We start from the raw sequence: 16,028 nt of genomic DNA, 5'->3' as shown, positions 1-16,028 counted from the left end.
TTTCTTAATACAGACTATGTCCAAACTTATATTGGGTACTAACGGAGTAGTTCGAATAGTAATATTTCTTTTTCTATATATTCAGGTTATCTCAAGTGTTGTAGATGCTCAAAATTTTTCATTGCATCGATTAGATTTTAATGGTTTTCCAGCTTTGGAACTGGGAACATCTATCATGTTTGGACCTGATGATAGGCTTTACGCTACATCCCTCAGGGGCAAGATCAATATATATTCTGTTAGAAGATATGATGATGGAGATTATAAAGTAGAAGGATATGAGTCTATAGATGATTTGAGTAATATCCAAAACCATGATGATGATGGAACTTTGGATGACTCAGATGCAAGACTGACACTTGGTCTCACTGTAACAGGAACTTCTACCAACCCAATATTATATGTTACTTCAAGTGATGCTCGAATAGGTGCAGGTCCTAGTGGCAATGATCTAAACTTAGATACTAATTCAAGTATAATTACTAGATATAGTTGGAATGGGACAGCTTGGGAAGGTGTAGATATAGTTAGAGGTTTACCAAGATCAGAAGAGAATCACAGTGCCAACGGCTTAGAGTTTGTCACTATAGGTGGTAAGGACTATCTAATATTAGCACAAGGAGGTAATACCAATGCTGGAGCACCTTCTAAGAATTTTGCTTTTCAATGTGAATATGCATTATCGGCTGCTATACTAGCCATTGACCTTTCGATGATAGAGTCCATGCCTATTCTATCGGATAATGGAAGATCGTATATCTATGACCTTCCTACCGTTGACGACCCTACTAGGCCTAATATCAATGGAATCACTGATCCAGATGATGTAGGATATGATGGAATTGATATTGGAGACCCTTTTGGTGGAAATGATGGAATGAATCAAGCTATTATTGATCCAGCTGGTCCTGTTCAAATTTTTTCTCCTGGATTTAGAAATTGTTATGATATTGTAGTCACTGATAATGGTGCAGTATACGCAACAGAAAATGGATCCAATCCAGGATGGGGTGGTTTTCCTGTTGATGAAGGATTATCAACGGTAAGTAATGATTATGATCCCTTAGAACCTGGTAGTGCTACAGAATCAGATGGAGAACAAATAGATAATGTTGATCATCTACATCAAATTACAACTAACATTTCATCCTATACCTTTGGTAGCCACTATGGTGGACACCCTACTCCTATTCGAGCCAACCCTTTAAGCGCTGGTTTGTATACAAGTGGGGATGATGATGTATTCAGAACTCTAAAATATGATCCGGATGAATCTGGTGTCAATACTACCTCTGATGTTAGTATAGCTCTTCCAGCCAACTGGCCTCCTGTACCAGCAGCGAATACAGTGGAATCAGATTGGCGAAGTTCTATTAGTAGTAATCCTGACGGGGATGAAGATACTAACTTCTTGACTTGGGGAACGAATACTAACGGTATTGATGAATACACCGCTTCTAATTTTAGCGGGGCAATGCAAGGAAATTTAATTGCAGGAACTAACCAAGGACTTTTAAGGAGAGTTGAAATCAATGGTGATGGTTCTCTTAAGGAGCTTCATGAAAATTTTGCATCTGGAATATCAGGCAATGCCCTAGGTATAACATGTAATGGAGATGATGAGATTTTCGCTGGAACCATCTGGATTGCCACCTTATTCGGTGACCTTTTGGTCATGGAGCCTGAAGACCTTATCGAATGTGTAAGTGACACCGATCCTAGCTTTGATGAAAATGATGACTACGATTTTGATGGATATGCGAACTGGGATGAAATAGATAACGGATCTGATATTTGCAATGGAATTTCAAGACCAAATGACTTTGATCAGAAAGTTCCGGGCCCTAAACTATCTGATCTCAACGACACCGATGACGATAATGATGGGATACTTGACAAAGATGATCCATTACAATTAGGCGACCCTTTATCTGATGGTGACGCATTTGATTTGCCAGTTAATAATGAGTTGTATTCAGACACTCAACTTGGTGGATATTTAGGATTAGGCTTTACAGGCTTGATGAACAATGGCGAAGAAGATGGCAACTGGCTAAAATGGTTGGATAGAAGAGATGATCCAAGTGACCCTAATCCAAATGATATATTGGGTGGTGCCATAGGTGTAATGACGATGCAAATGACCAATGGTACAGCAAGTGGTTCATCAAATGATCAGGAAAAAGCTTTTCAATATGGTCTCAATGTAGATATAACCTCTCCCCTTTTTATTGTTCATGGTAGTCTCTTAAACTTTAATGATCCGCTACAACTCTATGGACAAACTGCTGCTCCAGATGCAGAACTTGGTTTTTACTTGGGAGATGGAACTCAATCCAATTACCTGAAGTTTGCTCTAACGAAAGATGGGTTTTTAGTACAACAAGAAGTCAATGATGTCCTCACCGATGATTTGACATTTGAAGTGTTAGAAGCTAATCGACCATCAGACTATGTAGACTTCTATTTCGAAGTTAACCCAACTAATGGAGTAGTCACGTTATCTTATTCTTTTGACAAAAACCATGGGAGGTCAAACCTTACTGCCGTGACACTACAGGGTAAAACCCTTGAGGCTCTACAAACGGTAGATATTCCATTCATTACGGGTATTATTGGTACTTCGAATGCTGATAATATTGAAGTAGAAGGAACATGGGACGTTTTAGAAGCATTTGAAAAACCAATTTGGCACATGGTAGGTGAAGATGAAAACTATGCTGGTGATCATGAATGTGGTTTTGCACAGGCAGGAGAAAGATTCTATTTTTTACCAGGACGTGGTAATAAAACAGTTTATAGCTATGACTATACGGCTAGGACTTGGCATACAGAATCCAGTGCTCCTAAACAGCTCAATCATTATCAAGCTGTGGCCTACAAGGGTTTGATATGGATCGTGTCCTCTCTTACCAATAACAGCTTTCCTTCAGAGTCTCCTAATGAAAACGTCTGGATCTATGACCCTATCACTACTTCTTGGATTCAAGGTCAAGAAGTTCCTGAATCAAGACGAAGAGGTTCAGCAGGAACGGTAGTTTACAATGATAAGTTCTACGTAGTAGGTGGTAGTACCAATGGTCACGGAGGTGGCTATGTCGATTGGTTTGACGAATACGACCCTGCTACCGGTGAATGGAAGACCATGCCAGATGCACCAACAGCCCGAGATCATTTCTTTGCTGCAGTCGTAGATGATAAGCTATACGCTATAGGTGGTAGACAGTCTGGAGGAGATGAAGGTGTATTTAAACCCTTGATTCGTCAAGTTGATGTTTTTGATTTTCTAACCAATAAGTGGATTACACTCGATCCATCTTTAAACATTCCAACACCACGAGCAGCTCCAGCAGTTGTGAATCATCAAGGTAAGTTAGTTGTACTCGGTGGTGAGGTCAGAGAAGAGATGATCAATGGTGTTCTTACTTCTGATGCGTTAAAAACAGCGGAACAGTTTGATCCGACTAGGTTACAATGGACGACTTTAGAAGACATGAATTTTAATAGACACGGAACGCAAGCAATTAGCTCAGGATCTGGTGTTTTTATTACAGCTGGCTCTCCTAGATTGGGAGGCGGTGCTCAAAGAAACATGGAGTACTTAGGAACTTACTCTCCTTCAGGTACAGCACTAGAAGATAGCGAATTAAAAGTATCCTCTAATACAATTGACGTTAGCTCAAGTCAAAATAAGCTAGAAATTTATTTGAACGAAGGAAACACGGGTGTCTTCATTCAAAACATTGAAATTCAAGGTGAAAAAGCTGAGGGATTCAATCTTAATGATACCCATTCTAAAGTACTCTTATTTGATAAAGACAAGCTTAATTTAGAAATTAACTGTACTGAGGGTGTTGGAGATGCTGAAGCTGAACTAGTGATAAATTATGATAATGAACTATCAAAAAGTGTTCTCCTAACTGGCTGTAGATTCGAAGTCGAGGAAGTGGACGAAGATGAGGGTGAAGTCAAAGATGAGGATAAAAACTTATCAGTAGAAGAAACAAGATTATCTGAAACGCTATTTGAGATATACCCTAATCCTGCGAATCAAGAATTTAGAATCTTAACCAAAGCGGGTAGCCCATTGCTTAAACAAATAGAGATATTAAATCAATATGGAGCTACTATTAGATCTTTGGACTTTCATAAGTCATCAAGTGCAGTAGATATAAGTTCTCTAAACAGCGGTATTTATATTGTTTGTTTAAAAACCTCGAATACCATTGAGTATAAAAGACTTGTCGTACTTTAATCAAAGAAAAGCCTAAAGCTGAGTTCGGTAGTTTGCTCTTCGTATCTCTCATAATCTACGAGGCTATTGATTTTCTAGAATTATTATAAAAAATAGGGAGAAGCTACTACTAACTTCTCCCGTGGTTGTTTATACAATCTATCTACACTACGAAGATATTATATCTTCCAACATTTCGTAGGCAATATCTCATACACGGTTTCATCAGACATTACATTAATGTTGTTTACTATTCTCATAGGATAAATAACACTAGCTGGTACCTGTGTCCAGTACGCATTATTAGTATTGTTGCCCCTATAAACAACACTTACTTTACCCTGTACAGTTGTTAGGAATTTAAAGTAATCTGTTGCTCTTCTTTTTTGAGTGAAAAGAGTGAGTTCGCAAGTTTGACGCGCCGGTATTCTAATACCTCCATCTAGATGCGCTTCCTCTGTTTTAGACGTGGTTTTACTGCCACCTCTGCTGAACGCATTGGTATGTGAATAACCTAAATCAATCGATGCACTAAAACTGCTAGACCCGAATATAAAACTAGACGACCATTCTACACTAAAGCCCGCATTTACACTTACATTATGAGTGTATGTTCTTTCCCATGAATCAGTCGTAGACTCAGTAAATGTCGAGAATCTTCTTTGAGGCCAAATAGGCTTATTCTTTTCATTTCTGATTTTATTAGTGCCCTCTCTTCTGATACGTCCTATATCCTTAATATCACTTTTGTGTCTGACCGTTCGCTTAACTTCAAAGTATGCATTGGCTTTCGGACCAAGACCATAACTTGAACTGGGTTCATAAAGATTATGAGCATCATACAATACGTAGTTATTGCTTACCAACCTAAGTATACCCTTATTATGTATCGAAGCTGGCGTACCATGTGGTTTATGCTTGAGTAAATAATCATAAACTCTCCTTACCACATCATTGGCCATCAAGCTTCTTCTCTCCGAAGTAGGTATTGGCGCGGTGAATTTTTCCACATTCGATGTGGTGAATGATCTACCTGACGAGTTTTTAGTTCCCTCTTTTTGCTTCGCCTCGTAGTCTTTTAGACGCATGTTTTCCCCGCTCTTCGAGATGATCATCGCATTGTCACTAAATTTGAAATCCTCGACATCGTGTATAGCCAGTTCATTCTCAGCAGCAACTTCTGCTTCGTTCAATACTTCATTTTCTTCTTCACACGCAGTAAAGATGAAAAATGACATCAGCAAAAGTGCTGACATAAAAAAATTACAATTTTTCATTAACATAAAATATAATTGTTGTTTAACACCTACTCTATTCGGGATTTTCGGATACCTCCCTTCACATGAAGATTCCTCTTCTTGCAAACTCTTTAGGCTTGTTCTGTTTATTAGAATGATAGTTTTTCCAGTATCACCTACTGATACTTAGCCTTACCTGCGGGTATAGGATGCTAGATAAATCGATTTGTGCTGCATAGATCTGAATCTATAACACAAAACGTTTTTATAGAAATAAGAAATGGTTAGTATCCCTTTTTAAAGAGTGAACAATTGATAGAAATGATTAGACTGGCCTTGAAAGAAAAGAGTTTTTGCAGTTTGTCCTTTTAAATCTCACCTACAGGAATCGCTACTAATGGATCTAGTGCCTCTGTAAGTGCTAACATATCGCTCAGTTCAAAAACTTCACCAATGTTAGCTACATCCCCTTCCTTGTCTATTAATACAGCTGTAAGTGTATTATGTACTTTATAATTGAGTAGTTCTTGTTCGGTGGCATTTAGAAACGTCGCCTTTATACCTTGCTCCTCTTTGTAGGCTTTATTCTCCTCTACAGTAGAGTTAAACTGCATGACAGCCACCTCTATTTCTGATTTCTGTTCTAGAAAATCATTGAGAACTGGGAAAAATTCTTCACAGTATTCACATCCTGCTTCTGTAAATACGAGTAGTAGCGGCTTTTCCTTATAAGATTCTAACGTCACAGGCTGTCCACTATCGGTTGTTAGCGAAAAATCTGGAGCCTTATCCCCGATCATGAGCGGTTTGCTCATTTCTTCTTGGATCCTTTTGTTTTCAGCGAGCTCATCCATATACGCTATGGTATTAGCCAAGCTGCTCTTGGTTGTTTTTAAACTTTGTTCAGTAGTATATGTTTGATAACCTATGCCACATATTCCAATTAAAGTTGTTATTTGTAATGTAAAAAAGATAATAGTTGATTGCTTCTTCATAATTGCAATATTTATACTTCGTATCTTATTTACCTCTGCACTCCACAAACAACGGTGTATTTATATTAAAATACAATTTAATCTTTATATTTTTAAATTAATTAACATTGAATTAAAACTCATGTTTCGTAATAAAATTAAAACAAACACCTGTTTTACAATGTTTTAAGCACTGTATGTATCTTATTAATATGACTTTTAGAAAAAGTTATAACTAACATAGTTTACATTATCTTAAATAACGTTTTATTACGATTAAACCAGTTAACATTTTAAACTATTTAAATATTTTGATTCTATTCTCGTATAACACTAGTCATTTAGTTTGACTCAATTACGAATATATATGTAGATAGGGAGAAGCTACTAGTAACTTCTCCCTTGGTTGTTTATACACTCTATCTACACTATGAAGATCTTATATCTTCCAACATTTCGTAGGCAATATCTCATATACCGTTTCATCAGACATTACATTTATATTATTGACTATTCTCATAGGATATACTACACTGGCAGGTATTTTTATCCAGAATGCATTATTAGTATTGTTTCGCCTGTAGATAACACTCACTTGGCCTTTTACACTTGTCACGAATTTGAAGTAATCTGTTGATCTCCTTTGCTGAGTGAAAAGAGTGAGTTCGCAACTTTGGCGCGCAGGTATTTTAATACCACCATCAAGATGCGCTTCCTCTGCTTTTGTAGTGGTCTTACTTTCTCCTTTGCTGAACGCATTGGAATGTGAATAACCTAAATCAACAGAAGCAGTAAAACTGCTCGATCCGAATATAAAACTAGACTTCCACTCTACGCTAAAGCCAGTATTTATACTAACATTATGCGTGTATGTTCTTTCCCATGAATTAGTCTTAGACTCTGTAAAGGTTGCGAACCTTCTTTTTGGCCAAATAGGTTTATTCTTTTCATTTCTGATTTTATTAGTACCTTCTCTCCTGATACGTCCAATATCCTTAACATCACTCTGATGTCTGACAGTACGTCTAACTTGAAAGAAGGCGTTGGATCTCGGACCAACACCATAACTTGCATTCGATGTATGAACATTTTTAAAGTCATATAATACATAGTTATTGCTCACAATCCTAAGTATACCATCATTAGCCAATGAAGCTGCTCCTTGTCCCTGTGGCAATTTTTTGTTTATATAATTATAAACTCTTCTTACCGCATCATCTGCCATTAAACTTCTTCTCTTTGAAGTAGGAATTGGTGCCGTGAATGTTTCTACATTCGATGTACTAATTGATCTACCTGACGAGTTTGTAGTTCCCTCTTTTTGCTTTGCCTCATAGTCTTTTAGACGCATGTTTTCTCCATTCTTGGAGATGATCATTGCATTGTCACTAAATTTAAAATCCTCGACATCGACTATAGCCAATTCATTCTCAGCAGCAACCTCTGCTTCATTCAGTACTTCACTTTCTTCTTCACACGCGGTAAAGATGAAAAATGACATCAGCAATACTGCTGACATAAAAAAATTACAATTTTTCATTATCATAAAATATAATTGTTGTTTAACACCTACTCTATTTGGGATTTTCGGATACCTCCCTTCACATGAAGATTCCTCTTCTTGCAAACTCTTTAGGCTTGTTCTGTTTATTAGAATAATAGTTTTTCCAGTATCACATACTGATACTTAGCCTTACCTGCGGGTCTAGGATGCTAGATAATTCGATTTGCGCTGCGTAGATTTCAGTCTATAACACAAAACGTTTTTATTGAAATAAGAAATGGTTAGTCTCTCTTTTTATAGAGTGAACAATTGATAGAAACGATCGATTGGTTATAAAAGAGATGAGTTTTTACAGTTTGTCCTTTTAAATATTACCAACAGGTGTTGATACTAATGGATCTAGTGCCTCTGTAAGCGTTAAAATATCGCTCAGTTCAAAAACTTCACCAATATTAGCTACATCTCCCTCTTTATCTATTAATACAGCTGTCAGTGTATTGTGTACTTTGTAATTGAGTAGTTCTTGTTCGGTGGCATTCAGAAATGTAGCCTTTATACCTCGCTCCTCTTTGTAGGCTTTATTCTCCTCTACAGTAGAGTTAAACTGCATGACAGCTACTGCTATGTCTGATTTCTGTTCTTCAAAATCATTGAGAACAGGGAAGAATTCTTCGCAGTATTCACATCCTGCTTCTGTAAATACAAGTAGTAGCGGCTTTTCCTTATAGGATTCTAGTGTCACCAGCTGCCCACTATCGGTTGTTAGCGAAAAATCTGGAGCCTTATCCCCGATCATGAGCGGTTTGTTCATTTCCTCTTGAATTCTTTTGTTTTCGGCGAGCTCATCCATATACGCTATGGTATTAGCCAAGCTGCTCTGAGTTGTTCTTAAATTTTGTTCCGTAGTATACGTTTGATAACTTATTCCACATACCCCTATTAGAGTGATTATTTGTAGTGTAAAAAAAATAATAGCTGATTGTTTCTTCATTCTTGTAAATTTTAAAACAAAAATATGTTTTGTTCTAATTAATTCAATACATAACGGTTTAAAAATATTTTTAAGTATTTATATCCTATCTAACAGAGTCAATAAGCATCATTAGAAAACTAAATACAAACGCAATTTAACGCTGTTAATCTGCACTTTATAGAATTTATATTGATTCTATAAATTTGCCCATCAGCAGTATTTATAACCTTATTCATTACTTTTTTCATAAAACGGTTATAAAGCTTAAAGACTAGTTAATCGAAAAGCTTCCCACCTAACGTAATTAACATCTATAAAATGCTTAGATCCACTCCGAGTCAGAGTGTAATAACAATCTGTTAAAACGGTCTTTATTTTTAAGCCAAGCCCCTTTTCACAGATTCAACATATATATTCTTGGAATAAACCATTCTTACAATGGTAGAATTCATTCCTGATATAGTAGAATCCATTTTATAATGGAATAGTTCATTCCTACAGTGGTAGAACTGATTTTTCACTTAGAATAATTGATTAGTCAAGTGGTAGAACTCGTTCCTGAAGTCGTAGAATTCATTTTTTAATGGTAGAAATCATTCTCATATGGAATAACTCATCCATCCTAAGGAATACACCACTCTTGACATGGTAGAACTTACATTTAAGACTAAATGTGCAAATAGACTTAGAGAAAAAACTCTTTTTTGTTTCAGTTACATAAACCAAGCGCTCTCCAATACTGTTTCTTACACAGCTTAAGTCAACTATCTTGATCTAACACTTTTATATCCAGAGTGGTGAATACTTGATAGCCATCATTGTCTGTCACATAGATGTGAAAGTGATAGTCACCAGTATCATAATTTGTAGTTTCATCTTTCATAGCTGGAAAAGTAATCCCAGTATCAAAAACATACTCTTTTCTTTCTTCTGGTAATGAAAACACCCAACCATTGGAGTAAGGGTTCACGGCGTCTTTCTTCTCATCCATATCACAAGATTCATGGACTCCATGATTATGATGACCAAAGTTGTGATGGACATCCATACTGATATTACCTAGTCCTGTATTATCTGTGATTTTAACTCTAAAATTAAAGGACTCGCCAAACCTCAAAGTATCACATGGCGAAGGTGATAGCAGTTCAATCACAGGCTGTTCTATTTCAGTATCTTTTTCCTCTATACAAGCAGAAACTATAACAGCTATAAGGATAACGTAGAGTGTATATTTCATTTCTATGGGTGTCTAATTAAGGTTCTTTATTAAAGGTACGATGTATATATGCTATATCTAATAATTTTTAGCAAAATGTCATCTAACGTTTATATGATTCAAGGCTGACAAATAGAAAGTTTGTCAGCCTTGAAAAACTATTATTCTACTACAATAATATGATCATCACCATCCTCTGTATCTACTGAATTACCATCTTCGTCCACTACCACAATCACTACATGGTACTCACCTAGATTAGCTTCATCTGGTACAGTTATATGCTGATGAACATCTGCATTGCGTAATCCTTTGAAAGTAGCCTTGTCTTTAAAAGATTCATCTATAATTCTATACTCATCTTCTATTTTGCCTGACTCTGGATGGTCATGTAGTTCGATGTGATAATAATCCAATCGTGCCTCATCGCCTGCTATAGCCGTAAAGTTAAGCTCTATTGTACCTCCATGTTTTACTTCGACACCCTCAGCATCATGATTTTTAGCTTCGATATTGGTTATGCTTAGCTCAGTCTTATCATCCTCGTCATCACACGAAAAAAGAAAAGCTGTTGATAGGAATAAAGCAATTGACAATCTGGTTAATCCTTTCATTTTTGAAATTAGTTATGATTTAAATTTATTTAATGGGTACACTTATATATAGTTGAATATCTCTTCCCGGTTCAGGAATCCACATTCTTCTATAAAAGCTGATATGATTGTAGTAAGAAGCATTCAATAGATTTCTTACCTTCAGCATTAGGTTGATTCTTTGACTTCCGAATAGAATCTCGGTTCTTCCTAAAAGATTAATTGAATTATATCCAGAAGTACTTAGTTCATTAGGAACCGTATTATTTTGAGATGCTACCGTCAAGAGTTCAATGCCCAGCTTATTCTGTTGTAGAGGTTTCAAGTCATTGAATAGGTAGCTTAGCTCAGTGCGCAGATTAAGTGGTGGTGTAAATGGTAAGGCGCTTTTCAAATCCAAATTGACTGCATAGACATACTCTGCATTTACACTCAGGTTTAGTTTTTTTCTGTAGAGATAATTGGCAGTAATTTCGCCTCCTAATAATGAGGCTCTGGATTGTCTGTATTCGAAAACTTGTCCTACTGGTCTTAATTCAGAGCTAGGGTTTAAATAAAGGTAATTGGTGAAGTAGTTGATAAATGGACTTAACCCAATACTAAAGTCGCTCCATTTCTGCTCTATTCCTAGATCAAATTCCCAAGCTTGCTCAGGTTCGTTTTCGATGTTTCCTTTCTCAAACCTGCCTCCGTGCCTATGCAACCCATACGCTGCTAGCTCATATACGGAGGGCACTCTAAAGCTCTTCCCTATGTTGACTTTGATTATAGTAGTCCTGCTTGGTAAAAAGTTGACCCCTATAGAATAAGCCGATCCGGGATAAGTCTCTTCCAAAGCTGGGTTAAACACTGGATCTCCAAACTCCACATCAGGATTTAGTGTTTCTTCAATATTTAAATAGGTGAAATCTATTCTTGCTCCACTATTCAATATCCATTGATCTGCAATAGTGTATTTGTGGGTGAGAAAAATTCCTCCAGCATATCTGTTGTAGTTTGGTAAAATATGATTGTATCCATCATTAGTATGAATCTGAAACTGGGTATTCAAACCAAATTTAAAAGAGTGTTTTTCAGATTGATTAAAACTGTACACCACATTGGTAGAAATTGTATGAAGAAACAATCCTAAGTTAAGGTTGCCTTTATTGGTGTAGTGGTTTAAATCTTCTTCTCTATTTCCTGTCCTATCAGTTAAATAACTATACTCCTTTGAATCATTAAATTGATACCCAATACCAATCTCTAATTCATCATTATTGAAGTACCTACTGGTAATGTGTTGAATGGTGTAGTTATTCACCTCTTGGTAAGGAAGCTGTAGATCTCTCCTACTCTGATCATGTATTATTCTAATGGAATCATTTTGAATTCCTTGCCAATCAAAAAAGCCAACTTTGGTAGCATAATAATTCAATATCAGTGAACTACGTCCCCATGGTTTGACTATGCCAGTAGTCAGAGAAATAGCTTTTTCTTCGCCTGCCGTATTGTATACTTGATCTCCTAATACGACCTCATGCGAAGCTTCGGATGCACTCACTGGAACAGGCAATAAGAACGATTCCGTTTCTGGAATTTGAAAATCTCCAAATGAGTTATAAGTAATATCTATATGCGAATAGAAGTCTCTTTTTCTAAATGACAACTCAGCAGATCCACCGAACCATTGTGTATTGCTTTTAGTAACCATTGATAATTCACCAGTCAAGCCATCAGTTGAAGGTACTCGCTCGGGTAGTACATTGATCACTCCACCTATAGCTCCTGAGCCAAACTCTAAAGAAGCAGGACCTTTGATAATTTCCACATGTCCCACAGCTTGTTGATCTATTGACAGGCCATGATGACTGCTCCATTGTTGACCTTCTTGTCTTATACCATTTTGAGCTACTACGACTCTATAGTACCCCATTCCCCTTATCATTGGCTTTGAGATCCCTGTTCCTATATCCATTGAGTTCACTCCGGGAATGGCATTAAGCGACTGCATTAAACTTGCTCCTTTAGATTCTAACAAAAATTTTTTATCTACTTGAAGTTTTGAAATACTCTCTACTCTCTTCAGCTCTTCTTGAGCGTTTCCATTAATGGTCACCCCTTCTAATTCCTGCACGCTTGGAGTTAGAATTATCGATAAAGCCTGAGTAAGAGTATCGGTAGTTCCTTGGACGGAAATATCTTCGAATCCAATGGCTGAGACTTTTATTTCAAATTTTCTGGCCCTTACATCATTGAATACGAATTTCCCTTCGGTGCTCGAAACAGTTCTTTTACTACTATTCAACAACAAATTTGCCCCAGCAAATGGTTTTCCAGACTCATCTAATATGACACCCCTAACAGTCGACTGACCTGACACGTCCAAAAACGAGTGGAGACAAAAAAGTAAAATGAAGCCTCTATGTATGAGGTAAAAATTGCTGCGCGTTTTATGTTCGAATATTGATTTCAACGACTAATGATTATATGCTACTGGATGAATAGAACTTTATTGGCTCTATTATCCTGTTCAACAGAACACTCTGTATGAGTTTGATAAAATTTGAATGATACCAATAGGCTTTTCTAAGAGAGTAATCTGATAAAAGTGTTTATCTGATTTAGATCAATCTCGGACTAAAAACCTAGAATTATTGGTATTGAATAGATAGTTCTCAATGTCGAATTCAGATGAACACTTGATTCAAAGGCTATAAATTTTTTACTCCTAAAACAGATGGTAAAGTGATATGTCTAAGGCTGCGATTGTTCCTTAAATCATATCAAAGCTGTTTTAATCACAAAGAAGCGATAACCCACTAGGTTAATTCCGCCCCCTAAGTCGAAAAGCTTCATTAGAAGAATATTAAACCTATTTATACGAAAAAGTTTCCATACTCTGAAGTGCACATAATGTGACGCGAACTACCTGTTAACCGAATACTTTTGGAGGAGGCGTAGGTGTATCAATATTCATAGAAAGATTTAGAACCCTTGAATAAACAGTAAAACCGCTTACTGTTAGCTGATATGTATTATCTAGCGAAGAATCGAATTCTCGAAATATTTCTGGAAAGTGTAACATCCATGATAGAGCATTTCTAACATCTTTGAGTACTAAAACTATCTTTTCATAGTCCAATGAATTGATCAACAGCATTAAGTAGGAATCATGAGAGTGATGACCATGTCCGTGATCATGAGTGTGCCTATGCTCTATTATGTTACTTTCAGTGGCAGATTTTTGCTCATTTGATTGAAATGATACATCATTTGCGTCATCTATTATATGTACCAGTTCATGTACACTACTTACCATCATCGATCCGAAGATATTGATGAGTAGGGCTAACAATAAAAGAAGCGTAAATATCTTTTTCAACTGTAATTCACTGGTTACTGATGCATTACCAAAATATTCAATCCAATCTCTATAGAAATCGGTACGGTATCAATACTTGAATGGTGTTTGATAAAATACCAAATACACTATCAATCAATAGCAATGATAAGTAAAAACTAGGTTATCATTTTCAATATCGCATTAGCAGATCAGCTCTACACGTATTTCTTACAGCCTATTACTGTCTATCAAGTTGAAAACTTGAATTACTGATATGATAGTTATCTATCTAAAACAGTGAAAAGATTAAGCTATTATATATTTCTAAATGTAATATTGATCCTAGGAGATTTTACCTTTTTAGTCGGAGGCACTCTGTGAAGCCAATGCTGCTGTGTATCTCCTTTCATTACCAAAAGGTCTCCTTGCGAAAGTGTAAATTCAACTTTTTCTTTGGTGATTTTATGTTTGAAAACAAACTTTCGAGTAGCTCCTAAACTCAAAGAAGCTACCGCCCCTTTTTCACTATCGCTGTGCCACCCCAATCCATCTTCACCGGTATGATACAAGTTTAATAAACAACTATTGAAAGATTCTTTTGTTTTATCTTCTACTACCTTTTTCAGCTCTAAAAGTTCATTTATCCAAATCAACCCCTTCTTATTAGAGCCTGAATAATTCAATGAAAATTTTTCATCTCCATACCAGGCAATTTGACGATTGGTTGTAATGTTTTTACCTGCAATAAAGTACTGATCGTTTTGCCAAGCTATCTTTTTCTGTAACTCTTGAAAATAGAAATCCGCCTTTTGGACAGAAAGTACTGGACCGAAGTAATTCACTATACCATCTTTGGGTAAGTAATTCTCATCACCTTTTATTAAATGACTAAATAAGTCCATACCATTAATACATTTCAATTCATTACGAGTTCCAATATGCTGTACCTATCTATAGGAACTCCATTTGCTTTAGGGTTCAACCAAAAAAATACTGAAAGGTTTTGTAGCAGTACTAACACCTTCATTATTTTACTCAAAATGGAAGAAACAGCACAGAAACGTTCTCTTTCACCTAATTATATATGTGAGTACTTCAAGAGACAAACTAACTCTTCCTTAAGAGAGTATATAATGAAAGCAAAACTAAGACAAGTCGAAATTCGGCTTCTAAATTCTGACTATACGTTTGATAGAATTAGGATTCAAAGATACCAGCCATCTTTCGAAAACATTTAAAAAGTATTACGGTATGTCTATGAGTGAATTCAGACGAAATGGAGAATATGTATTGCTACATGCCCAAACTAATATTTAGTCGAACAACATAAATAATCTATTTGTGAACACTGTCTGTATTAAAAACATGGTTTGTCCCCGATGCATAGAAATGGTCTGTGACATATTCAAAAGCCTAGAGATTGAAATCCTGCATATTGATCTAGGTGAAGTAAAAACCGCAGAAAAGGTTAAAGGTGGTCAAAAGGTATTGTTAGAAAATGCACTACGACAAAAAGGTTTTGAACTTCTGGAGGATAAAGCATCTAGATTGATAGCAAGCATCAAATCAATCATTATTAATCAAATTCATCATAAAGAAGAAGGTTATTCTTTCAACTATTCTACTCTTTTATCTGAAAAACTGGGGCAAGATTATTCTTCTCTAAGCAAAGTATTTTCGTCAACTGAGGGAATCACAATAGAAAAGTATATTATCAAACAAAAGATAGAAAAAGTGAAAGAATTGATTGTTTATAATGAACTCAATCTGTCAGAAATAGCTATCAATCTAAACTACAGTAGTGTGGCACATTTATCAGCTCAATTCAAAAAAGAAACTGGGATGACTCCTTCTCATTTCAAGAAACTTGGAACTCGCAATAGACAGAGTTTAGACAGTATTTGATAACCTATAAATATTAACCAGAATTTCGTAAGAATGCTTGTAGAACCTTCCCTTAGTTTTGCTAGG

The 16,028-nt window shown here is 36.1% G+C and carries 12 protein-coding genes; 3 read left to right on the top strand and 9 right to left on the bottom strand.

Features of this window, described 5'->3' with window-relative positions:
• The first annotated feature begins 16 nt into the window (after nucleotides 1-16).
• Nucleotides 17-4,255 (top strand): Kelch repeat-containing protein, encoded by a 4,239-nt coding sequence (locus DKG80_RS04265; protein ID WP_109830037.1) that lies wholly within the window; start codon nucleotides 17-19, stop codon nucleotides 4,253-4,255.
• Between the two features lie 158 nt (nucleotides 4,256-4,413).
• Here DKG80_RS04265 and DKG80_RS04260 read toward each other — a convergent pair whose 3' ends face one another.
• From DKG80_RS04260 to DKG80_RS04220, 9 genes are all read right to left on the bottom strand, one after another.
• Complete coding sequence (locus DKG80_RS04260) at nucleotides 4,414-5,490, bottom strand: hypothetical protein (protein WP_162555675.1); 1,077 nt, start codon at nucleotides 5,488-5,490, stop codon at nucleotides 4,414-4,416.
• A 350-nt stretch (nucleotides 5,491-5,840) separates the two neighbouring features.
• On the bottom strand, nucleotides 5,841-6,467 hold the full coding sequence (locus DKG80_RS04255; RefSeq protein WP_109830035.1) for a TlpA family protein disulfide reductase: 627 nt from the start codon (nucleotides 6,465-6,467) through the stop codon (nucleotides 5,841-5,843).
• A 418-nt stretch (nucleotides 6,468-6,885) separates the two neighbouring features.
• Nucleotides 6,886-7,965, bottom strand: coding sequence for a hypothetical protein (locus DKG80_RS21075; protein ID WP_162555674.1), 1,080 nt, complete (start codon nucleotides 7,963-7,965; stop codon nucleotides 6,886-6,888).
• Nucleotides 7,966-8,314: 349 nt separating this feature from the next.
• Nucleotides 8,315-8,941 carry a TlpA family protein disulfide reductase gene (locus DKG80_RS04245; RefSeq protein ID WP_109830034.1) on the bottom strand — a complete coding sequence of 209 codons (627 nt, stop codon included), beginning with the start codon at nucleotides 8,939-8,941 and terminating at the stop codon, nucleotides 8,315-8,317.
• 742 nt (nucleotides 8,942-9,683) lie between these two features.
• Nucleotides 9,684-10,160: a DUF4625 domain-containing protein gene (locus tag DKG80_RS04240; protein WP_109830033.1), complete on the bottom strand. Its 477-nt coding sequence runs from the start codon at nucleotides 10,158-10,160 to the stop codon at nucleotides 9,684-9,686.
• Nucleotides 10,161-10,300: 140 nt separating this feature from the next.
• Complete coding sequence (locus DKG80_RS04235) at nucleotides 10,301-10,753, bottom strand: DUF4625 domain-containing protein (RefSeq protein ID WP_109830032.1); 453 nt, start codon at nucleotides 10,751-10,753, stop codon at nucleotides 10,301-10,303.
• 25 nt (nucleotides 10,754-10,778) lie between these two features.
• Nucleotides 10,779-13,094: a TonB-dependent receptor gene (locus DKG80_RS04230; protein WP_162555673.1), complete on the bottom strand. Its 2,316-nt coding sequence runs from the start codon at nucleotides 13,092-13,094 to the stop codon at nucleotides 10,779-10,781.
• Between the two features lie 552 nt (nucleotides 13,095-13,646).
• Nucleotides 13,647-14,096, bottom strand: a complete 450-nt coding sequence (locus tag DKG80_RS04225) for a hypothetical protein (RefSeq protein ID WP_162555672.1) — start codon at nucleotides 14,094-14,096, stop codon at nucleotides 13,647-13,649.
• Nucleotides 14,097-14,371: 275 nt separating this feature from the next.
• Nucleotides 14,372-14,959 (bottom strand): alpha-ketoglutarate-dependent dioxygenase AlkB family protein, encoded by a 588-nt coding sequence (locus tag DKG80_RS04220; protein ID WP_109830029.1) that lies wholly within the window; start codon nucleotides 14,957-14,959, stop codon nucleotides 14,372-14,374.
• A 286-nt stretch (nucleotides 14,960-15,245) separates the two neighbouring features.
• Here DKG80_RS04220 and DKG80_RS21445 point away from each other — a divergent pair, with 286 nt between their 5' ends.
• Nucleotides 15,246-15,374, top strand: a complete 129-nt coding sequence (locus DKG80_RS21445) for an AraC family transcriptional regulator (protein ID WP_221409042.1) — start codon at nucleotides 15,246-15,248, stop codon at nucleotides 15,372-15,374.
• A gap of 24 nt (nucleotides 15,375-15,398) precedes the next feature.
• Nucleotides 15,399-15,962, top strand: coding sequence for a helix-turn-helix domain-containing protein (locus tag DKG80_RS04210; protein WP_245906954.1), 564 nt, complete (start codon nucleotides 15,399-15,401; stop codon nucleotides 15,960-15,962).
• Nucleotides 15,963-16,028 lie beyond the last annotated feature (66 nt).

Source organism: Reichenbachiella versicolor (assembly GCF_003171675.1).
Lineage (GTDB): Bacteria > Bacteroidota > Bacteroidia > Cytophagales > Cyclobacteriaceae > Reichenbachiella > Reichenbachiella versicolor.
The sequence above is the reverse complement of the archived record's forward strand: the minus strand, read 5'-3'. Positions and strand labels throughout refer to the sequence as shown.

Excerpts from the sequence above, each read along its gene's own strand:
- DKG80_RS04245 (WP_109830034.1), bottom strand. The coding sequence starts at position 8,941 with ATGAAGAAACAATCAGCTATTATTTTTTTTACACTACAAATAATCACT.
- DKG80_RS04265 (WP_109830037.1), top strand. The coding sequence starts at position 17 with ATGTCCAAACTTATATTGGGTACTAACGGAGTAGTTCGAATAGTAATA.
- DKG80_RS04220 (WP_109830029.1), bottom strand. The coding sequence starts at position 14,959 with ATGGACTTATTTAGTCATTTAATAAAAGGTGATGAGAATTACTTACCC.
- DKG80_RS04255 (WP_109830035.1), bottom strand. The coding sequence starts at position 6,467 with ATGAAGAAGCAATCAACTATTATCTTTTTTACATTACAAATAACAACT.
- DKG80_RS04235 (WP_109830032.1), bottom strand. The coding sequence starts at position 10,753 with ATGAAAGGATTAACCAGATTGTCAATTGCTTTATTCCTATCAACAGCT.
- DKG80_RS21075 (WP_162555674.1), bottom strand. The coding sequence starts at position 7,965 with ATGTCAGCAGTATTGCTGATGTCATTTTTCATCTTTACCGCGTGTGAA.
- DKG80_RS04240 (WP_109830033.1), bottom strand. The coding sequence starts at position 10,160 with ATGAAATATACACTCTACGTTATCCTTATAGCTGTTATAGTTTCTGCT.
- DKG80_RS04260 (WP_162555675.1), bottom strand. The coding sequence starts at position 5,490 with ATGTCAGCACTTTTGCTGATGTCATTTTTCATCTTTACTGCGTGTGAA.